Annotated in this window: 15 protein-coding genes and 2 pseudogenes; 10 read left to right on the top strand and 7 right to left on the bottom strand. The window is 44.5% G+C overall.

Features of this window, described 5'->3' with window-relative positions; translation table 11 throughout:
• Nucleotides 1–12 precede the first annotated feature (12 nt).
• Nucleotides 13–3,276, top strand: a complete 3,264-nt coding sequence (locus CAG58_RS04055; protein ID WP_161439697.1) for an ExeM/NucH family extracellular endonuclease — start codon at nucleotides 13–15, stop codon at nucleotides 3,274–3,276.
• 81 nt (nucleotides 3,277–3,357) lie between these two features.
• Here the strand turns inward: CAG58_RS04055 and CAG58_RS04050 are convergent, their stop codons facing one another.
• The 3 genes from CAG58_RS04050 to rdgC form a co-directional block, all read right to left on the bottom strand.
• Complete coding sequence (locus CAG58_RS04050) at nucleotides 3,358–3,612, bottom strand: YfhL family 4Fe-4S dicluster ferredoxin (protein WP_040904656.1); 255 nt, start codon at nucleotides 3,610–3,612, stop codon at nucleotides 3,358–3,360.
• A 2-nt stretch (nucleotides 3,613–3,614) separates the two neighbouring features.
• Complete coding sequence (gene trhP, locus CAG58_RS04045) at nucleotides 3,615–5,015, bottom strand: prephenate-dependent tRNA uridine(34) hydroxylase TrhP (RefSeq protein ID WP_161425359.1); 1,401 nt, start codon at nucleotides 5,013–5,015, stop codon at nucleotides 3,615–3,617.
• 191 nt (nucleotides 5,016–5,206) lie between these two features.
• Entirely contained in the window at nucleotides 5,207–6,121 is a 915-nt protein-coding gene (rdgC, locus tag CAG58_RS04040; RefSeq protein ID WP_161425358.1) for a recombination-associated protein RdgC, read from the bottom strand.
• A gap of 236 nt (nucleotides 6,122–6,357) precedes the next feature.
• Here rdgC and phoB point away from each other — a divergent pair, with 236 nt between their 5' ends.
• The 3 genes from phoB to CAG58_RS04025 are packed head-to-tail and all read left to right on the top strand — an operon-like array spanning nucleotide 6,358 to nucleotide 9,317.
• On the top strand, nucleotides 6,358–7,047 hold the full coding sequence (gene phoB / locus CAG58_RS04035; RefSeq protein ID WP_161425357.1) for a phosphate regulon transcriptional regulator PhoB: 690 nt from the start codon (nucleotides 6,358–6,360) through the stop codon (nucleotides 7,045–7,047).
• Between the two features lie 21 nt (nucleotides 7,048–7,068).
• Entirely contained in the window at nucleotides 7,069–8,373 is a 1,305-nt protein-coding gene (phoR, locus tag CAG58_RS04030) for a phosphate regulon sensor histidine kinase PhoR (RefSeq protein WP_004395870.1), read from the top strand.
• A 17-nt stretch (nucleotides 8,374–8,390) separates the two neighbouring features.
• Nucleotides 8,391–9,317: a PstS family phosphate ABC transporter substrate-binding protein gene (locus CAG58_RS04025; RefSeq protein ID WP_237665977.1), complete on the top strand. Its 927-nt coding sequence runs from the start codon at nucleotides 8,391–8,393 to the stop codon at nucleotides 9,315–9,317.
• A 53-nt stretch (nucleotides 9,318–9,370) separates the two neighbouring features.
• Here the strand turns inward: CAG58_RS04025 and ppx are convergent, their stop codons facing one another.
• Nucleotides 9,371–10,900 (bottom strand): exopolyphosphatase, encoded by a 1,530-nt coding sequence (ppx, locus tag CAG58_RS04020; RefSeq protein ID WP_161425356.1) that lies wholly within the window; start codon nucleotides 10,898–10,900, stop codon nucleotides 9,371–9,373.
• Nucleotides 10,884–12,986, bottom strand: a complete 2,103-nt coding sequence (gene ppk1 / locus CAG58_RS04015; RefSeq protein WP_161425355.1) for a polyphosphate kinase 1 — start codon at nucleotides 12,984–12,986, stop codon at nucleotides 10,884–10,886. The genes ppx and ppk1 overlap by 17 nt, the downstream gene beginning before the upstream one ends.
• A gap of 471 nt (nucleotides 12,987–13,457) precedes the next feature.
• Here ppk1 and CAG58_RS04010 point away from each other — a divergent pair, with 471 nt between their 5' ends.
• The 5 genes and pseudogenes from CAG58_RS04010 (at nucleotide 13,458) to phoU (ending at nucleotide 18,870) form a co-directional block, all read left to right on the top strand.
• Nucleotides 13,458–15,659, top strand: a complete 2,202-nt coding sequence (locus tag CAG58_RS04010) for an ABC transporter permease subunit (protein ID WP_161425354.1) — start codon at nucleotides 13,458–13,460, stop codon at nucleotides 15,657–15,659.
• 14 nt (nucleotides 15,660–15,673) lie between these two features.
• Nucleotides 15,674–15,998 (top strand): annotated as a pseudogene (locus CAG58_RS17140) (phosphate ABC transporter permease PstA); the annotation flags it as partial.
• Between the two features lie 356 nt (nucleotides 15,999–16,354).
• Nucleotides 16,355–17,323 (top strand): annotated as a pseudogene (gene pstA, locus CAG58_RS17135) (phosphate ABC transporter permease PstA); the annotation flags it as partial.
• Between the two features lie 2 nt (nucleotides 17,324–17,325).
• On the top strand, nucleotides 17,326–18,144 hold the full coding sequence (pstB, locus tag CAG58_RS04000; protein ID WP_004395863.1) for a phosphate ABC transporter ATP-binding protein PstB: 819 nt from the start codon (nucleotides 17,326–17,328) through the stop codon (nucleotides 18,142–18,144).
• A gap of 27 nt (nucleotides 18,145–18,171) precedes the next feature.
• Nucleotides 18,172–18,870 carry a phosphate signaling complex protein PhoU gene (phoU, locus tag CAG58_RS03995; protein ID WP_040904645.1) on the top strand — a complete coding sequence of 233 codons (699 nt, stop codon included), beginning with the start codon at nucleotides 18,172–18,174 and terminating at the stop codon, nucleotides 18,868–18,870.
• On the opposite strand, the gene CAG58_RS03990 is transcribed toward phoU, so the two are convergent.
• Nucleotides 18,867–19,619: a copper homeostasis protein CutC gene (locus tag CAG58_RS03990; RefSeq protein WP_161425353.1), complete on the bottom strand. Its 753-nt coding sequence runs from the start codon at nucleotides 19,617–19,619 to the stop codon at nucleotides 18,867–18,869. The genes phoU and CAG58_RS03990 overlap by 4 nt on opposite strands.
• 333 nt (nucleotides 19,620–19,952) lie before the next feature.
• Nucleotides 19,953–20,564: a peroxiredoxin C gene (locus tag CAG58_RS03985; protein ID WP_161425352.1), complete on the bottom strand. Its 612-nt coding sequence runs from the start codon at nucleotides 20,562–20,564 to the stop codon at nucleotides 19,953–19,955.
• Between the two features lie 216 nt (nucleotides 20,565–20,780).
• On the opposite strand from CAG58_RS03985, the gene CAG58_RS03980 reads away from it, so the two are divergent.
• On the top strand, nucleotides 20,781–21,686 hold the full coding sequence (locus tag CAG58_RS03980; protein WP_154168999.1) for a hydrogen peroxide-inducible genes activator: 906 nt from the start codon (nucleotides 20,781–20,783) through the stop codon (nucleotides 21,684–21,686).
• Nucleotides 21,687–21,942: the final 256 nt, after the last annotated feature.

The following is a 21,942-nucleotide window of genomic DNA, read 5'->3' as shown; positions in this document are numbered from 1 at the left end:
AAGGAAATACCCATGAAACATAAAATGTCTCTTCTGGCATTAGCGGTCGGAAGCTCATTGTCGGCTCCTGCGTTTGCTGATATTAATGATATTGTCATTGCCCGTTATATTGAGGGTTCAAGCAATAATAAAGCGATTGAGATTACTAACGTAGGAAAAGAGTCCCATTCTTTTGTTGATGCCGCTTTGTATATGGATGGAAATGGTGGATCATCGTTTCAAGAAATAAATCGCTTGAACGGTGTCACTCTAGAGCCAGGTCAATCTCTAGTATTGCATCACGAGGCACTGATCGAACCTATTAAGTCGATGATACCTGCTGGTACACAAACTCAAGTAGCCAGTTTTCGTTTTAACGGCGATGACACGCTTTTTATTGCGTATCCTGTTACAGCAAAATGTGCTCTACAAACCGACTGTTTTATTGACGATGATCTAGAAAAAGCTGTTTTTCGCGCTAAAGCTCACGATTACATCGGCACTGTATCGGGCGTTGAGTGGGGTAAAGATAAGACCTTTGTTCGCAACACAGGTCAATCATCTAAGCCCAGTGCACAATTTAAACCTGATGACTGGGATCAATTTTCCAAAGATTCACCAGAAGGCTTAGGCTCTGGATTATCCGGCGTAATCAGTCCTCCAGAACCTGAAGTCGGTGTTTGTGAAGGACAGACTCTAACACCAACGTATGCGATTCAAGGCGATAGCTGGCATTCACCAATGGTTGACGTTGAAAATAAAAAATTCATTAGCGATGATGAATATTTTGTTGCTGGTGTTGTGGTTGCGGCAACCACCGGCCTCACTAAAGGCTATTATATCCAAGATAAAGACGGTGATGGTAATCCGAAAACTTCAGATGGCCTATTAGTTTTATTTGATGGTGCGCAATCAGAGCACGCTGGTCAGACGTTCTGCTTCAAAGGCAAAGTAGAAGAGTCTTATGGGCGCACTCAGCTCAAAACTACGGTAAATAAATTCCAAGTGATGGATGCAACGGTAAATAAAATCGATCCAACACCTATTACCGTTATCCCTGAATTAGATACAGAGAATGGATCACTTTCTTTCCGTGCGACACTAGAGCGTTATGAAGGGATGCTGGTCACCTTGCCGGAAGATATGAATCCTGAGCTAGAGGGTAAACAAAACATGCGGATGAGCCGCACTTTTAGTTTTGATTATGCTCCACGAAGAAGCAACATGGTCGTTTCTTATGAAAGACCTAACATGCATCCGAACCAATTAGCACCAGCTGGTTCAGATGAGTCAAAGACTGCGATGCGCGAAAACCAAGATCGTCGAGTATTTGTAGAAAGCGATGCGAAAGCTAAAGATGGAGAAATTCCGTATTTCCCAGCTTGGAATAATGATCCAAACGCTAACTCTATTCGCATTAATGACAGCGTAGTCAATATCAACGGTGTGTTGGATTATAGCTTTAATGAATATCGTTTGATTTTGCCATCGAGTGCTGAATTTAACGTAACTAAAGCAAACTTTAAGTCGAATAACAGTGCACGTCAAACGGCGCCTTCACTTAAAACGGCAGTGGCAGCGGATGAGTTTGTCTTGCGTGTTGGTTCAAAAAATGTATTAAACTTTTTTAATTCTCCTTTTAAAGGCGATTACAATAAAAATGGTTTAAATCGCGGCGCAGAGAGCCAAGCTGAATTTGAATTACAAAAAGCTAAATTAGTGGAAGCTCTTTATGGTATGAACGCCGATGTGATCGGTCTGATGGAAATCGAGAACAACGGTTTTGGTCATTATGGTGCGATCAAAGAGTTGGTTGATGCGCTGAACGAGAAATACACCGAAGATCGTTACTCACAACGACATACAGCTAAATATGTGGGCAACCGCTATACGTTTGTTGCAATAGACTCTAATGGCGATAAGCTGATCACATCAGATGATACAATAGGTTCAGATGCCATCACGACTGGGCTAATTTATCGTCCGAGCAAAGTTACCCTGGAAGAAGTGGATGTCATTCCTCTGCCTCGCCAAGAAGCTCCTGCCATCAAAGATATCAATGGTAATGTTATCACTAATAGCAAAGGCGAATTGGTTGGTAGTGGGCGTGCATTCCAGCGTGATTCTTTGACCGGTACGTTCTTGGTGCATAATACAGGTAAAAAACTCACTATCTCAGTTAACCACCTCAAATCTAAAGGTTCTGCCTGTTGGGAAGATTATCAAAATGTCGATAGCAAGAATGCAATCATCGATGCTGATAAGCAGGGTAATTGTGAACACTTCCGTGTTGCGGGGGCGGTTCAGTTGGGTGAGCAACTAGAAAAACGTTATCCAAATAATGATCGTATTATTATGGGCGACCTGAATGCTTACGCTAAAGAAGATGCGATGCTTGTTCTAACCAGTAATCCAACCGGCAAAATTTTACGTGCTGCGCGGGATACTTGGATAGGTAACCAATCTCAGTTTGGTCCTGATGGAGCAGTAATTACGCGTAGTTTTGGCTATATTAATGCTGTACATATGATGGATCAAACATATGGTCGTCAACCAAGTTGGAGCTATTCATATAATGATGAAGTGGGTTCGTTGGATCATATGCTAGTTAGCTCAGGTTTAAAATCTCGTGTTGTTGATGCGATAGACTGGAATGTTAATAGCTCGGAAACCCCATTATTCGACTATGCGAAAAGAAATGCAGGCGCTGAGCCTGGTAAATTCCATAAGACAGACAAAGACTATTCTAATCCTGTGGTAACAGCCTTCCGTTCATCCGATCACGATCCGGTCATTATGGCTTTGTCGTATAAGTATACAGAGCCGGGTCTTAAGCCTGTTCGTTTTGTCGCCGATAGTAGCCGCGTAGATATTCCTTTCGTGGTAAACGCTGAGGCTAAAAAAGGCGATAAAGCGTATTTAGTTATCACCAGTGGGTTGCAATCGAGCGACAAACCTCAGATTCCTGTGGTTGAGTTGAAAAAAGACGGTCTGCAGACGGTGAACTTTAACGTAGTGAGTTTACCTCGTGGTGAATACACGGTGCGAATGTATTTGATGCGAGAAGAGATCGCGGAAGTGGTAGCGATCACAGCGAGATCGTCTGAGGCACAGAGTACTTGGTCTGAGGTAGTGGGTTCGAGCAAGCAATTGACGATTGAAATTGCCAGTAAAGATTCCATCGGTGTCGGCAAAGTTGCCGTTCCTAGTTATGATGGCACCGGTGGTGGTGGAGCATTCGGTGGCTTTGGCCTCTTGTCTTTATTGACATTCGGCTGGTTCCGTCGCCGTCGCTAAGTAAATAAGTTGAATTAATCAGTAATAAAAATCCGCCTGAATTGGCGGATTTTTTTATTAAGTAACCACTAAAATAAATAGCTAAGCTAATCCTTGAAGGATAACAAATTTTTCTAGCAGTTGTTCTTCGCTTTCAATGTGTTGAGGATCCGTAATAATACAGTTATTGATCGGACACACCGACTGACAGGTCGGTTGATCATAGTGTCCTTTGCACTCGGTACATAAATCTGGGTTAATCTCATAAACGTATTCACCCATCGAAATGGCGCCGTTTGGACACTCTGGTTCACACATATCACAGTTGGTGCATTTGTCTGTGATCAATAGTGCCATGATTATTTGCCTGTTGGGTTGCGAGTATCTTGACCGGCATTGAGGTTACGCATTAATAACGCGTACTCAAGATCTAAGTCTTCAGGCATAGGAATAAACACGAAGTGACCATTACCTTTTGCATCATCAATGGCTTGCGACTTGCGGTTTTCCATCATTTCAAGAGTAAAAATGATATTGCCTTTAGGGGTCATCAACTCAAGACTGTCACCGACACAGAACTTGTTCTTCACTTCCACTTCAACTAAATCACCACGGCGTTTACCGGTAAACTCACCGACAAATTGCTGACTATCGGAGACAGAGTAACCATAGTCATAGTTTTGGTAGCTATCATGAGTATGACGACGTAGGAAACCTTCGGTATAGCCGCGATGCGCGAGGCTTTCTAAGGTACCCATTAGGCTGTCATCAAATGGTCTGCCAGCGACGGCATCATCAATCGCTTTACGATAAACTTGAGCCGTTCGGGCGCAGTAATAGAATGACTTAGTACGACCTTCAATTTTGAGCGAGTGAACGCCCATTTTGGTTAAACGTTCAACGTGCTGAACGGCGCGTAAGTCTTTTGAGTTCATGATATAGGTACCATGTTCATCTTCAAACGCGGCCATTTTTTCTTCAGGGCGGTGGCTTTCAGACAACAGCACGACATCATCAATCGGTTTACCTAACCCTAAGGTGTTATCGGGACGCTCTGTTTGTACTTCAATCGCTTGGGCGACGCTTGGATCGAACTGTTCGACAATTTGCCCTGACGCATCTTCTTGTGCTTTCTCTACTTTGTATTCCCAGCGGCAAGCGTTGGTGCAAGTACCTTGGTTCGGGTCTCGTTTATTCATGTAGCCTGATAATAAACAGCGGCCCGAATAGGCCATGCACAGTGCGCCATGAACAAAGATCTCTAGCTCAGTCTCTGGGCATTGTTGGCGAATTTCTTCGATCTCTTCTAGTGACAGCTCGCGAGATAATATTACGCGTTCGACACCTTGGGTTGACCAAAACTTAACCGTTGCCCAGTTAACCGCATTAGCTTGTACTGATAAATGAATCGCCATCTCAGGAAACGCTTCACGTACCATCATGATCAAGCCGGGATCGGACATAATTAATGCATCCGGTCCCATGTCGATAACCGGTTTTAAATCGCGAATAAAGGTTTTTAATTTTGAGTTGTGTGGCTGAATATTACACACCACATAGAATTTTTTACCCAGTGCATGCGCTTCGTTAATGCCGATTTGCAGATTTTCGTGGTTAAACTCGTTATTACGTACGCGTAGGCTGTAACGCGGTTGGCCGGCATAAACAGCATCTGCGCCGTAAGCAAAGGCATAACGCATATTTTTTAGACTACCGGCAGGTGACAGTAGCTCAGGAACGAAAGGGGATGTTGTACTCATTATTAGCTTCTCAATCTGATTTCAAGTCAGGCCAATACCACCTCATGGTATTGGAAAGGGCGCAAATTTTACGTCAAAAGGTAAGCGGTGACCATACTCTTTTTCAGGTTATTATCCCTTGGCGTCTTGGTCTTGTCGTGGAAGGATGAAGAGAAAGGATTCAGGCTGGAGATACCAGCCTGAATAGGCCGTTAGGCGTCGTTTGACGGTAAGCCGCCTAATACATCAAATAAGTTAGGTAATAGAGCAGAAAATTCACCACACATTAACGATAAATCCGCATCGAATCGCGCCGCTTGGTCTTCTCTTGGAATATCTTCGTTTTGATCTTTGAGCTCATCACTAAATACCAAACGCTTTAAGCTGCAATCTTCGGCCAGAATAAAACTGATCCGCTCTTGCCAGTTGAGCGCTAACTTAGTCACCACTTTATTAGCCGCAATATGACTGATGATTTCATCACTGGTCAGCTCTTGCTTTTTACAACGGATGGTTGCGCCATCTTCTAAGGTGGATTTTAACTCTGCTTCTTCTAAGAGCGTAAAGCCTTGTGGTACGTTGCCGTCCTTGACCCATTGAGTCAATGTGGTTTCGACCGCGACTTCAGGAATTGCTGGTACAACGGGTAAGCTGCCCATGGTTTTGCGCAGCAGAGCCAGAACATCTTCGGCTTTTTTATAGCTGCTAGCATCGACCAAAATTAACCCTTCTTTAGGCATGATGAGTACGTAGGTATAATGGCTACGAGTGAAGGCTCGCGGCAGCAAATCAATCATGACTTCTTCTTTTAAGGTCTCTTTCTCTTTTTTCTTGAGTGGTCGACCTTCTTGCGTCTCAATGGTGTCGACTTTGGCATTCAAAGACTCTTTGATCACCGATGCTGGGAGCATTTTTTCTTCTTTTTTGGCGCAAATCAGTATTCGTCCATCACTAACGTGCGTCATCATATCGCCATGTTTACCAAGGGCATGCACCCAGCCAAACTTCTGTTTGTCTTGACTAGAGCAAGGGCTAAAACGAAATTCCGTTAGTTGAGTTTCCAGTTGATCCGCATTAAAGGGAATATCACGATTGACGCGATACACCATACAATTTTTAAACCACATAGTGCGCTTCTTTTGGTTGTTCACAATTCGTCTATGATAGGGGAATTGACGATTAATGTCTTATACTCTTACGACACGAAATGACGATTGGTTAGCGGAGTTTGGTCATGCTAATCATCTCGTAAACCGTACACAAGCGTGAACTTTATATGAAAATTAGTTTGCAAAGGTCACAAAAGTGTCATAATCATTTCCCATAATGCATAGCGTTGATTAATAACAAAGGTTATTCAATTATGTCTAGAAGGATTCTGGTCGTTGAGGATGAAGCACCCATTCGTGAAATGTTGTGTTTTGTGCTTGAACAAAAAGGCTATCAAGCAGTGGAAGCTGAAGATTATGATAGCGCGGTGACTAAGCTCGCTGAACCTTTCCCCGATCTTGTTCTGCTCGATTGGATGCTACCCGGCGGTAGCGGGATTAACTTTATCAAACACATGAAACGTGAAGAGTTAACACGTAACATTCCGGTTGTCATGCTGACCGCTCGGGGTGAAGAAGAAGATAAAGTGCGTGGTTTAGAAGTAGGAGCGGATGATTACATCACTAAACCGTTTTCTCCTAAAGAGTTGATTGCGCGTTTAAAAGCGGTTATTCGCCGTGTTACTCCTACCTCATTAGAAGATGTCATTGACGTGCAAGGTTTAAAATTGGATCCGGTGTCTCACCGAGTGACCGCTGATGATATGGCGCTAGAGATGGGACCGACCGAGTTTAAGATGCTGCACTTTTTTATGACTCACCAAGAGCGCGTATACAGTCGAGAGCAACTGCTGAATAACATCTGGGGCACCAATGTCTATGTTGAAGATCGTACGGTGGATGTGCACATTCGCCGCTTGCGTAAAGCTCTAGAAGAAGCCGGACATGATAAGCTTATCCAAACGGTGCGTGGCGCTGGCTACCGGTTTTCAACCAAAGCTTAAGTAAGCCTATTGTGGAGTATTATGGTTGAACGATTAACTTGGAAAAAGCTGGCCTGGGAGCTGGCTTTTTTTTACCTTCCCTGGCTGATTGTTGGCTGGGTATTTGGGCATATGCCTTGGTTGCTGTTAGCGGCAACGGCATTACAGCTGGTTTGGCATTTGCATAATCAAGTGCGATTTTCGGCTTGGTTGTGGGATGAAAAGCGCTTAACACCCCCTTCTGGTTCAGGGAATTGGGAGTCGCTGTTTAATGGTATTTATCGTTTGCAGCAGCGGCAACGCAAAAAGCGCAAAGAGCTCACCAATTTAATTCGCCGTTTTCGTAATGGTGCAGAATCGTTACCTGATGCGGTGGTGGTGTTTCGCGCAGAAGGCAATATTGTGTGGTGCAACCGCTTAGCCCAGTATTTGTTGGGATTTCGTTGGCCCGATGATGCTGGACAACCGATTTCCAATTTGATCCGCACGCCAGGTTTTATCAATTATCTGCAGAAAAATGATTTTTCAGAACCGTTGACCATGCACTCGCCATTGAATGTTGAGCGATCTTTAGAGCTACGTATCGTGCCGTATACCGAAGGTGAACATTTAATGGTCGTACGTGATGTGACTCAGGTGAAGCAGCTTGAAGGCATGAGACGAAACTTTTTTGCTAATGTATCGCATGAGTTACGCACGCCAATGACGGTACTGCAAGGTTACTTAGAAATGACGGAAGACCCAGATCTGCTACTCGGTCCAATGTGGCCGAAAGCCCACGGAGTGATGACCGAGCAGTTGAATCGGATGTCGAGTTTAGTTAATCAATTGCTCACCTTATCGAAAATTGAGGCTTCGCCCATTCATGAGTTGGATGAAGAAGTTGATGTCCCAGCGATGCTTGAGGTGTTAGAAAAAGAAGCGTTAAGTTTAAGTGGTGAACAGGCTCATCAGATTCGTTTTACTGTTGATAAACAGCTTAAAGTCTTAGCCGATGAAGACCAACTGCGTAGCGCTATTTCTAATTTAGTTTATAACGCCGTGAAATATACCCCAGCGGGCGCAGAGATTCAGGTTCGCTGGCAAAATACTGAACAAGGGGCGTTGTTTGAAGTGGAAGACCGTGGTGAAGGGATTGCGGCTCAGCATTTGCATCGCTTAACCGAGCGTTTTTATCGAGTGGATAAAGCGCGATCACGCGATACCGGTGGTAGTGGTCTGGGGTTGGCGATTGTCAAACATGCGCTTTCCCATCACGATAGCCATTTAGATATTCGCAGTGAAGTTGGCGTTGGGAGCTGTTTCTCGTTTGTGTTACCGAAACGTTTGGTGGTGAAATGCAATTAAGACGTTGGTTGATGGTGATGATGGCGAGTTTTCCGTTCAGCTCAGGAGCTTCGCAATCACTCACCGATTATCATCGCGTACCGGGTATATCGGGGAGTGTCCTTTCTGTGGGCTCGGATACTCTTGCCGGGCTGACAACACTTTGGGCAGAAGCGTTTAATGAGCTGTATCCTAATGTTAATGCTCAAGTACAAGCATCAGGCTCATCGACGGCACCTCCAGCTTTAACGGAAGAAACAGCGCAATTTGGACCGATGAGTCGACCAATGCGTCTACGAGAGATTGAAGCGTTTGAACGCACCCATGGCTACAAGCCGACTGAGTTACGGATTGCGATTGATGCGATTGGTGTGTTTGCTCATCGAGATAATCCCATCGAGGGGTTAAATTTTACCGAGCTCGATCAGATTTTTTCAGTAACGTTACGTTGCGGGGCCACAGAATCGATCAACCGTTGGTCACAATTAGGTCTAGATTACTCGTGGGCACAGCGACGCATGCAGTTGTTTGGACGTAATTCGGTATCGGGAACGTACGGCTATTTTAAGCAAACCGCGTTGTGTGGCGGGGATTTTAAAGCCCATGTCAATCAACAGCCGGGTTCAGCCTCTGTGGTACAGTCGGTTGCTTCATCGATTAATGCATTAGGCTATTCTGGGGTAGGCTATCGTGTTTCTGGAGTGAAACTGGTCCCGATTGCGCGCCAAGGACGAGATTACGTTTATCCCTCACACGATAATATTTTGTCTGGTGAATACCCTTTATCTCGTTATCTGTATTTGTACGTTAACAAACACCCAGGACGGCCATTAATGCCGCTTGAAAGAGAATTTGTGCGTTTTATCTTTTCTAAGCAGGGACAAGATCTGGTTAGCAAAGAAGGCTACTTAGCCATTTCTGCTGAGGTCGCGCAGCAAGAATTGGCCAAAGTGGGGATTAAGTGATCCGTGTTTACCGCGCATGCCAGCAGTAAAATCTAGGCTTTGATCCGCTTGATTTAAAACGTTAACGTCCAACCAACTTTATGCCAATAGGCTTGTTCACTGAGTAAATCGATGTGCAGCAGTTTGTTGTTTTTAAGCCAAGCTGGATCATGGCATGTTAATTGCCACCGGTCTTCTTTGGCACTTAAGCGAATCTCGGGAAGTGGATCATCATTGCGCTGTCCATTTAGGACAATCGCTAACCGTAACACGCGGATAAGGCCGATGATGTGTTTTTTCTTATAGAGATAGAAATCGCTCATTTCACCAAGCTTCAGAGCTTTACGTTGAAAGCGAACCAGCGTGGCGAGCACCCTTTGTTGTTCACTGTTAAACCCTGGCATATTGGTGTGCTGTAAGATGTAAGCGGAGTGACGATGAAAGGCTTGTAAGCTGATGCTAAGGCCAACTTCGTGGAGTAGCGCAGCCCATTCTAGTAGCGCAAATAAATCACTGTTGGCTTTGAGTCCTAATTCGTCATTAACTTGACTCAAAAACTCTTTAGCGTAGCCCTTAACTTTTGCCGCGTGCTCTAAATCAACGAAGTGTTTGACCGCTAAGTTTTCTGTCGTGCGTAAACGGACATCGTCGTACTTGAACCTATCTTCCATTTCATACAGTAAGCCTTCGCGCAATGCGCCATCGGAAAAATGCATTTCCTTGATCTTTAATGCATTAAAGACACCGGTTAAGATGGCGACTCCGGCAGGAAAGACCGGTTTACGATCATCAGTCAGTCCGGTTAATTGAATATCCGCAATTTGATTAGACTCACACAGCTTATCGACTAATTTATGTAGCCGTTCTTGGGTGATCACGCCATCGTCGTAGCCTAAGCCAATCAATACTTCATGGATAGCTTTGACGGTACCGGATGAGCCAAACGCACGCTGCCAGCCTTTTTTACGATATTTACTGGCCATGGACTCGAGTTTTTGTTCCGCCGATAAAATCGCTTGAGCAAACTTTTTCTTGGACAGTTTATCATTGGTAAAAAAGCGTTCAGTGTAACTGACACAGCCCATCTGTTTGCTGTTAACCAATTCAGCTTCAAAGCCTTTACCGATGATCAGCTCCGTACTTCCACCGCCAATATCGACGACCAGCATAGAGTCTGCTTGCGGTTGAGTATGAGCTACACCAAGATAAATCAATCGCGCCTCTTCACTGCCAGGAATAATTTCGATAGGAAAAGGCATCACCTCTAACGCTCGTTGTAAGAAAAGGTGAGCGTTATTAGCTTGACGTAAGGTGTGGGTGGCCGCGATACGGACATTCTCGACTTTGAACCCTTGGAGCCGCTCGGCAAACATGGCTAAACAGGCTAACCCTCGCTCAATGGAGGCGTGATCAAGGTTTTTTTGTTCATCTAAGCCTAATGCCAAATGCACCCGTTGTTTATGGCGGCTGATCAGTTGTAAATCTTGTTCAACGACTTTTGCGACCACCATATGGAAGCTATTTGAGCCAAGATCAATCGCCGCGATTTCTCGGCTGGTCGATTCGCTACTGTCTGGAGAAGAGATCTCAGAGTGGGTTTTCATGTGGCTCAAGGTTTCCTTTGGGTTTGCGTGTTTCTTTTTCTATTTGTTTAAGGTAGTCGTAAATAGCCAATTGTGAACGTATTTTTTTACGATTGCCGCGTTTGACGTAACGGTTACTCATCTCTTTATCGATAACTCGAGCTTTGACGGTATCGGTAAACTGGAGATTAATGATATCGATGATCCGTTGTTTTAAACGTGGGCTACGAATAGGTGTGGTTACTTCAATCCGATGATCGAGGTTACGTGTCATCCAGTCAGCCGAAGAGATATAGACTAAAGGGTCGCCATCGTTATGGGTGATCAGTACTCGTGGATGCTCTAAGAAACGATCAACAATACTAATAATACTAATGTTATCACTGACTCCAGCAATACCGGGAACTAATGAACACATACCGCGAATGATCATTTTTATTTTAACGCCCGCACTGCTCGCACCATAGAGTTTATTGATCAATCCTTTATCAACCAAATTATTCACTTTAACCATGATTTCAGCCTTCTTACCGTTACGGGCATTGGCAATTTCACTATCAATCAATCGATACAACTGGGTACGGCTATTTCGCGGTGAAACCAGTAAGTGAGTAAATTTAATCGGGCGAAATGGATTTTCAATATACGCAAACACACTACGCACTTCATTGGTGAGCTCATGGTCGGCGGTGAGTAAAGAAAAGTCAGTGTAAATCCGTGCGGTTTTTTCATGGAAATTCCCGGTACCAATATGTGCATAGCGCACTAATTCACTCTCTTCTCGACGAGTGATCAACAGTAACTTGGCATGAATTTTCATTCCTGGGATACCAAAAATCACGTCAACGCCCGCTTCAGTGAGGATCCGGGACCATTCGATATTGGCTTCTTCATCAAAACGCGCTTGCAGCTCGACGACCACGACGACACGTTTACCGTTATGCACTGCATCGATCAACGAATTCATCAATTTAGAGTTTTTAGCTACCCGATAAATGTTGATTTTAATGCTGATCACTTTGGGATCAAACGAGGCTTGGCGCACTAACTCGGTGATATGCTCAAAGCGATGGTAAGGGTAGTGGAGTAAGATGTCTTGGCTACGAATGGCATCAAAGGCGTTTAAGTAACCATCGAAATCAGCACATTTGAGAGGTGGTAATGTACGGTTTTCTAAGTAATCGCGCCCAACATTGGGAAACGCGATAAAGTCTTTAAAGTTGTGATAACGACCACCGGGAAGCAGACTATCATAATAAGAAATTTTGAGTTTTTCACATAAAAACGTCAGCATGGCTTCAGGCATATCATGTTCGTAGATAAAACGCACGGGCATCGCGGTCAGTCGCTGACTTAAGCCTTCTGATAATTGTTCGAGTAAACTGTACTCAACTTCGCGGCGTAAATCGTACTCTGCATCTCGAGTCATTTTTATTGCGTAGCCGTGAAGCGTGTCGTAATCAAAAAAGCCACGGAAAATATCATCTAAACAGTAACGAATAATATTGTCGAGCAAAATAATGGTCTTGCGTCCTTTGCCTTTTTGCTCAGGTAACATGACAAAGCGAGGTAAGTGATCGGTTGGGATCTCGAGCAGGGCATAGCTTGATTGCTGGTCTTTTTTAAGCTCAACGGCAATGTAAGCGTACTCATCTTTAAGAAATTGCAATACATCAATATCATCACGCAGCAATAGCGGAGTAATATGGGGTAACACCTCTTTATGAAAATATTTACTGATCCACTTTTGCTGTAAGGGATCGAGTTGGGTCTCATTGACTAAAAAAATCCGCCGCCGGGCCATTTCGACAATCAATTCACTGTATAGACGATCAAAATCTTGGTTCAGTTTAAACGCTTTGCTCTGCATTTTACTCAGTAGATGCTTGGAGCTATCTTTTACGCCTTGTTCACGGTTGATTAAAATTCGCCGTTTGACATCGGCAAAACGGACTTTATAGAATTCATCTAAGTTATTAGAAAAAATACCTAAAAAACGAATTCTTTCAATCAATGGTACCGTTTTATCTGCCGCTTCTTGCAACACACGCTCATTAAACGAAAGCCAACTTAATTCTTTGTCGATGTACAACTTTTCGGTACTCATGGATTCCTTTCTTTTGCTTAAGCTCGAAAACCTTGACGAGATGATGCGTCGGTTTCCGCCATGCTTATCTGTTGCCTAGTTTATAATTTACGTCATCTCAATCACATCGTTTATCTATACTCATGGCGACGGACTGCCGTCTATCTGACGATCGACGTTATTTGTAGATAAGCCAATCGCAATGATCATTGTGCAAACTAAAGCGATGATATGACATAATTATTACAAATTGAGTTGATATAGAGTGGTTTTGTTTTCAGTTGCTTATCTGCGCTGTAATATAACCGTCACGTATTTGAAATAGTATACCCTGTAGCACCATAAAGTATGAAACGCTTCACATAGTTAAGCGGCTGGTTATTCTGATGCGCTTCTTGCGCTCGCGATCTTATTCTTACTCTCCGTGCTGTTGGTCACTACCGCTTTCTAAGCTCGGCCGCCCCCTCAAGATAACAAGGATAGAGTGAATTGATGCCCCACAGTGAATTTTCATTACAGCAACGAGATCATAAACGACGCTTGAAAGATCGTTGCGTTCGCTTTGCGGTAACCTGTGGTGGGGTTGGAGTCTTAGCGGCTCTGATTTTAATTTTTGTTTATTTGGCGTTGGTCACCCTACCACTTTTTGCAGATGCCAAGCTTGATGCCAACTTTGCTAAACAGCCGATTTCCTCTGTGCAGCCTCAGGTACTGGCGATGGATGATTATGGTGAGCATCTGTTCGTGGTCGATCAATATGGTGAAGCGGAATTTTGGGCGCTAAAGCAACCGAGTGATCAGCCGTTATGGCGACAGCCTTTGTCTTTTGTTCCTGTTAAAATAGAAGCCAGTACGGCACAAGACGGGTGGTATGCGGTTTTGGATGCTGCGCATCAGGTGCATCTTTTTCGTCCTCGGTTTGATTATTCAATAACTCAACAGCGACGAGAGTTTACCCCTGTGCTAGAGTCATTAAGCACCGAATCTACGCTGGTTGCAGCACCAGAGGAAGCGGTGATTGAGCAGTTCAACTTTGCGCTAACGGCTGACTATCTTTATACGGTCAGTTATTTGGCTGACCAACGGGTAATGATTCGTTGGCTGGCGCGACAAGCGCCTTTAGCCATGGCAGAAACGGTATTACCGACTCGGTACGCGCAACTGGATCAACTGCTTATTACTCCAGATGGCCAGACGATTTACTTACGTACCGGCTCGCAATTGGCGGTTATTCAGCGTGATGGTGAAGCGTATCGTCTGCGTGAACAAGTGGATCTTAGTCGCGGCCAGCCGCAGCGCTTAGTGACGAATATGACCTTGTTATCCGGTGCTTATTCTTTGCTGGTTACTTACGAGAATGGCGTTGTCAGTCAATGGTTTGATGTTTTACAGCAAGGTCAACGCCAGTTGCAGTCGATTCGTGATTTTCAGCTGGCACCGTCTATTCAGCTTTTGCTCACGGATATTCAGCGTAAAGGTTTTTATACTTTTTATCCTAATGGCACGCTACAAAGTCATTATACCACCAGTGAAAAGCTGGTGTTGTTTGAGCGGGTTTTTCCTAAAGCGCCGACGTTAGCGGTGATGTCGAATAACGAGCGTTATATTGCCACTTGGGACGATGGAATCGTTCAGGTCATTGAATTGGATAATCCTCACCCTGAGATTTCCTTTTCGGCACTATGGAAAAAAGTCTGGTATGAAGGCTATCCAGAGCCGCAGTTTGTGTGGCAGTCAACCGCGGCGAATGAGCAGTTTGAACCTAAATTAAGTTTAGTGCCTATTGCGTTTGGTACATTGAAAGCGGCTTTCTATGCCATGCTATTTGCCGTGCCGATAGCGGTGTTTGCCGCTATTTATACCGCTTATTTTATGAAACCCGCGATGCGTCGAGTGGTGAAGCCGACCATTGAATTGATGGAGGCGCTTCCGACGGTGATCATTGGCTTTCTCGCTGGGCTATGGTTTGCGCCTATCGTAGAAAACAATTTAGCAGCGGTAGTCACACTTTTAATCGGTTTACCCATCTCGACGTTAATGATGGGTGTTATCTGGTCTTGGTTACCTAAACGTTATTTGGGGTATGACATTTCCGGTTGGCAAGCACTGATCTTAGTGCCATTAATGATCGTTATTATGGCATTGACGCTCTCTTTTAGTCATCTCATCGAACAAGTCTTGTTTGCCGGAGATGTACTGCTCTTTTTGGATCAAAGAGGCATTGGTTTTGATCAGCGTAATGCGTTAATTGTGGGGATTGCGATGGGATTTGCCGTGATCCCAACGATTTTTACCATTGCAGAGGATGCGATTTTCTCGGTTCCGAAGCATTTATCGGATGGTTCATTGGCTCTTGGGGCGACTGGATGGCAAACCTTAACCCATGTAGTGTTATTGACCGCCAGCCCAGGAATTTTTTCGGCAATCATGATGGGGTTGGGGCGAGCCGTTGGCGAAACCATGATCGTACTGATGGCAACAGGGAATACGCCTATTCTCGATTGGAATATTTTACAAGGCATGCGCACCATTTCAGCGAATATTGCGATTGAACTACCTGAGTCTGCGGTGGGGAGCTCTCATTATCGAGTGCTGTTTTTAGCGGCGTTATTGTTGTTTGTCTTTACTTTTATCGTTAACTCCTTTGCCGAGTGGGTGCGTCAGCGCTTACGCGCCAAATATCGTTCATTGTAATCGGGAGCACGTAAATGAAACTGACCCAGCAATTTCAATCTGGCTCTCCTTGGATTTGGCTGACGGCTGGTGCCGTTAGCATCAGTTTGATCTCAGTATTAGGCTTATTGTTATTAATTGGCTGGAAAGGATTAATTTATTTTTGGCCAGCCCCGCTTTATCAATGGCAAACTGAAGATGGTCATACTTTGGTTGGGCAGCTCTATGCTCGAGAAAAGGTGACGGTCAATCATCTTCTTGAGATGGGAATAAGCCTACCTGAAGACGCGATTGCGCAAGGCCACGTGCAACGATTAAACATTAAGGTGGCTAATCGAGACATTTATCAGGCTGATTTTTTGTCGATTCTTGATATTAAATTGTCACCGGCGACCCTTGCTCATGGTTGGGTCGTCTTGCAACGAACCCATGACGGGCAGTTTTATGGTAAGCCGATTGGTTTTGAATCGACACTCATCAGTCAAGAGCAGCCTTTAAGTCCCTCTCAGTGGTTAGCAACCGTTTTTGGGCAGACTCAGCAGATAAGAGCGGAGATCGAGCAGCAAGTTCGACCGCGCATTCGTGAACTGGCTCATCAGTTAACGACACTTCGTCTCTCAGATCCCAGTTCTTTAAAACAAACCCCTAACCAGCGTACAGAGCGCCAGCAAAAAGAGCAGCAATGGGTGAGTGAGCTGGCCGAAGCTGAGCAACGATTAGAAAGCTTAAGGGCAATATTGGATGATCAGCGACTCTTATTGCAAGATATGGCTGGTGATACGATTTGTATCCCAATGAGTCAGGTGCTCGATTATTGGTATCCCAATGAAATGACCCATGCCGAGAAAGTGATTCGCTGGCTGAAGCATTTGTGGGATTTTTTATCCGACTCGCCTCGCGACTCGAATTCTGAAGGTGGGGTCTTTCCCGCCATTTTTGGCACCGTATTGTTGGTATTGATCATGTCTGTGATTGTGATGCCACTGGGTGTTATTGCTGCGGTTTACCTGCATGAATATGCTAAAGACAACGCCTTTACGCGTTTAATTCGTGTCGCGGTGATCAACCTTGCGGGTGTGCCATCGATTGTTTATGGGGTATTTGGGCTGGGCTTTTTTGTGTATACGATTGGCGCAAGTATTGATAATGTGTTTTATGCCGATAGTTTACCAGCCCCCACCTTTGGTACGCCGGGATTATTGTGGGCGGCATTAACGTTAGCGGTGCTTACCTTACCGGTGGTGATCGTGACCACCGAAGAGGGGTTAACACGCATTCCGCCATCAGTGCGTTATGGTTCATTAGCGTTAGGGGCAACGCAGTTTGAAACCATTTGGCGGATAGTGCTGCCGATGGCCAGTCCAGCGATGATTACTGGGCTGATTCTTGCGATTGCTCGCGCCGCTGGCGAAGTGGCTCCTTTGATGTTAGTCGGTGCGGTTAAGCTAGCCTCGAATTTACCTGTCGATAGCGAGTTTCCTTTTGTACATCTAGAGCGCAAGTTTATGCATTTGGGATTTCACATTTACGATGTTGGTTTTCAAACCACCAATATTGAAGCTGCTCGCCCCTTAGTGTATGCCACGGCCTTTTTACTGGTGACCGTGGTCGTGATGTTGAATTTAACCGCCATTCATATTCGCAATAACTTGCGTGAAAAATACCGAACCTTAGGACAAGATTAAATATGTTTTCTGTTGAGCAAACATTAGGTTATCAGCCTCCCTTAGATGTTCATCATTTAACGGATCAGCAAACCGCGATTACTATTGAAGAACTCAGTTTGTATTACCAACAGACTCGTGCTTTAAATGGAATTTCGATGCGTATTCCCAAAGGGCAGGTGACGGCATTTATTGGTCCTTCAGGTTGTGGTAAGTCGACGTTATTACGCTGTATTAATCGAATGAACGATTTAGTCGATGGTTGTCGAGTTGAAGGCGCCGTGAAATTGCATGGTAAAAATGTCTATGACAGTGATGTCGATGTGCCGACGTTGCGACGCCGAGTCGGGATGGTCTTTCAGCGCCCCAATCCTTTTCCTAAATCCATTTATGAGAATGTGGTCTATGGTCTACGCTTACAAGGTATAAAAAACAGTCGGACACTCGATGACGCGGCAGAGTATTCATTACGAGCGGCGGCCTTGTGGGATGAGGTAAAACATCGTTTGCACGAAAATGCATTTGGATTATCCGGTGGACAGCAGCAACGCTTGGTTATTGCGAGAGCGATAGCGATTGAACCCGAGGTATTGTTGTTGGATGAACCTACCTCTGCGTTGGACCCTATTTCAACCTTAACCATTGAAGAATTGATTCATGAGTTGAAAAAACAATATACCGTGGTGATAGTGACGCACAATATGCAGCAAGCGGCACGAGTCAGTGACCATACGGCTTTTATTCATATGGGAAAGTTGATCGAATATGCAGATACAGATTCTATTTTTACTTCTCCATTGAAAAAACAGACTGAAGACTACATTACTGGTCGATATGGCTAATCAAATAGCAAAAAATAGGATGGCATGATGCAGTTAGGCCGACATATTTCAGGACAATTTAATGTCGAACTTGAATCGATTCGAACCCATGTACTGACCATGGGAGGATTGGTGGAACAGCAACTCTCTTTGGCGATGCAGGCGCTGCACAAAGAAGATATCGAGCTAGCACGCAAAGTGGTTCGAGATGACCATCAAGTCAATGAAATGGAAGTGTCAATCGATGAAGCGTGCACGCGAATCATCGCTAAGCGCCAGCCGACGGCCAAAGATTTGCGTTTGATTATGGCCATCATTAAAACCATTACCGATTTAGAACGCATTGGTGACGTCGCGACTAAAATGGCCTATATCGCAATAGAAAGCCCTGCCGATAAAGAACGTCGCTTTCAAGTCTCATTAGAGCCACTCTGCCGTCAAGCTATCGCCATGCTGCATCAAGTCTTAGATGCTTTTGCTCGCATGGATGTGGTCGCGGCGGCGGCTTTGCATAAACAAGATGATAAATTAGACCAAGAATACGAAGCGGTGATTCGTCAGTTAATGACCTATATGATGGAAGACCCGAAAAATATACCGCACATTTTGCAAGTGATGTGGTCGGCTCGTGCTATTGAACGGGTCGGTGATCGCTGCCAAAATATTTGTGAATACATTATTTACTTTGTAAAAGGTAAAGATGTTCGTCACTTAGGCAAACAATCGATAGACGATGCGTTGCGCTAAACCAAGCCCCTCAATTGTTCAGCGACTTGAGCAATCGCGGTTGGATTCGTTACCGGGATCATAAAATCATCCACGTCCGCTTGGCCCATTTTTGCGGCAGCGGATTTGAGCTGCATGTGACTGGGCCGTACGCTTTTACCTGATAAGTGGACTTCCTGTACCCCAGTTTGTTGAATAATCCGCGTCACATTATTCGCGGTTAATCCTGCGCCTGCCATAATGCGAATTCTGCCTTTGGCAAGGGAGACCATGTCTGCCAATGTAGAGATACCTTGTTCTACTTGAGGTGCTTGCCCTGAGGTAAGTACTCGCTCACATCCTAAATCAATTAAGAGTTCAAGCGCCTGACGAAAATCCCGACATTGATCAATTGCTCGATGGAACGTCACACCTAAACCATGTTGCTGAGCACGGGTAACCAGTTGTTTGACCTGTGATTCGTCTATCTCCCCCTGTGCGGTTAAGGCCCCAATGACGACACCTTGGAGCTTAGCTTCGGCTGCAGCATCAATGTCATCTAACATCATGACGATGTCATCGTGGTCATACAAAAAATCGCCTTGGCGTGGGCGTATCATGGCATACACCGGAATGGTTGATAGGCGAGCACTTTGCTTCATCATGCCATAGCTGGGGGTTAGCCCTCCTAACGCTAACGCTGAGCAAAGTTCGATACGTGTCGCGCCTCCTTGAATGGCATAATGCAGCGATTCGATATTATCAATACAGACTTCAAGTTCATAATTCATGATGATCTCTCACTTAAACGGTTTGAGTTGTTGATGCTGATTTTATCAGTCTGCCGCGATAGCGTCTGTTAACCTAAGGTCTGAAATAGAGGTAAAGTTAAGCTTTTTACCTTTCCTTAAATAGCGTGAGTGAGTGATTTAGAGTGCTTAGGAATTGGCGTTTATTGAGGATGACATGAATGAAAAAAGCCCAAAACCAGTGGCTTTGGGCTTTGATGACTTTACTTATGACTGATTGGCTTATGCGTTAAACGCTTTTTATTGTGTCCAACCTTTATCCGTGTGGCTCGAGTTGAGCGCGAGCCATTAATAGGCCGGTAGTGGCCTATTAACTTATTTCTTACCTAGATCACCAGCATGCTCAGATAGGAATGCAGCTACGCCTTCACTAGAGGCTTTCATGCCAGCTTTACCTTCTTCCCATTGCGCAGGGCAAACTTCACCGTGCTTTTGGTGGAAGTTAAGTGCATCTACCATACGTAGCATTTCATCAATGTTACGACCAAGAGGTAGATCGTTAACCACTTGGTGACGAACTAGGCCTTCTTCATCAATCAGGAATGAACCACGGAATGCAACACCCGCTTCTGGATGCTCGACATCGTAAGCTTTAACGATTTCGTGTTTGATATCTGCAACCAATGGGTATTTAACTTGGCCGATACCGCCGTTTTCTAGCGGAGTATTACGCCATGCGTTGTGTGAGAATTGTGAATCGATAGAAACACCGATCACTTCAACGCCTTTAGCTTGGAAATCTTCAAAACGCTTGTCAAAAGCGATAAGCTCTGAAGGACAAACGAAAGTGAAATCAAGAGGGTAGAAGAAAACAACGGCTTTCTTACCTTTTGTAAACTGTGCAAAGTTGAAGTTTTCAACGATTTCACCGTTACCAAGAACAGCTGCAGCAGTAAAATCAGGGGCTTGACGACCTACGAGTACCATTTTTTTGCTCCTAAGATGATGGTTAATGCTTGATAAAACAGCATGTTTTATCAAGTCCATTTAAACGAGACAAACTATAGTACACCATGTAGCATAGAAAAAAGCGAATTAAATAGATTAAGTTAATCGAAAAAAGCGATAAGAATTGGTGGCTGAATTTACTCGGTACGAGAAATCGCGCTTTAAGCTATTTGAGTGGAGAATAAAGAGAATACGATGAATAAATGGCCAAGCTTAAAGCAGCTACATTATTTGATTACGTTATATGAAACACGGCATTTTAGTGAAGCGGCTGAACGCTGTTTTGTTAGCCAATCGACACTGAGTAAAGGCATTCAAAATTTGCAGACTCTGATTGGTTGCCCTTTATATGAGAAATCGGACAAAAAAAGCCCGTTGGTTTTTACTTATGCCGGAGAACAAGTGGTAAAGGGAGGGCGTGAATTACTGGCGAAAGGTAAAGATCTGCTGGAGTTAGGTCAGCAGTGTCAAAATGGGCCGATGGAAGGACAGCTTAAACTAGGCTGCATTCCGACGATCGCACCTTTTTTATTGTGTGATTTGGTGCAAGAGCTTAACCAACGTTATCCTAAGTTACACTTATTATTACGCGAAGATACGACCGCTAATCTATTAAACGCCTTGCGAGTCGGAGAGCTCGATGTATTAATTCTCGCCTTACCGATGGACATCGGTCAGATGATGAGTCGAATCGTTGGTCGAGATCCTTTTAGGATGGTGATTAGCCGTCAGCAGGCGGACCGTATTCGAGTACCTATCACTTATGATGATCTGCCTAATGAATCGGTATTTTTATTAGAGCATGAGCACTGCTTAACTGAACATGCGGTATCTGCCTGTAAGTTAACCGATAAAGAAAAAATCAATCCTTTTATGGCAACCAGTTTACATACCTTAGTACAAATGGTGGCCAACGGATTAGGTATGACCTTTATTCCGCAAATGGCGATTGAACATGGTCTGTTAGACAATCAAAACTTAGTGATTATTGATCCTCCCGGTCAGCAGGCTTATCGAGAAATTGGTGTGGTATGGCGTCCCGGTTCATCTCGCCAGCCAACTTTTGAACAGCTTGCCGAAGTCGTGGCGCAGCTATTATAACGCCCTCTCAGGACAAAATAAGGGAGTGACGATGGCAGCGATACACTCTTCGTTTTGGAAGTTGCTGTGATATTAGCGACGTTTGTTTACTCTAACTCCATCATTTATCTATGTTCATGGAGCCAGTGAGAGCGAGTTTGGGCTCTCATTGGCATTGGTGACGTTTTTTCCAGATAAATTTGCCAGTGGCTTGCTTGCTAGCGGTTAATAGCGCCAAGTCGTTTGGAGAGCATAATGATGTTAAGCCGTTTGGCTG

This window comes from Vibrio sp. V31_P5A7T61 (genome assembly GCF_009904895.1).
Lineage (GTDB): Bacteria > Pseudomonadota > Gammaproteobacteria > Enterobacterales > Vibrionaceae > Vibrio > Vibrio metschnikovii.
The sequence above is the reverse complement of the archived record's forward strand: the minus strand, read 5'-3'. Positions and strand labels throughout refer to the sequence as shown.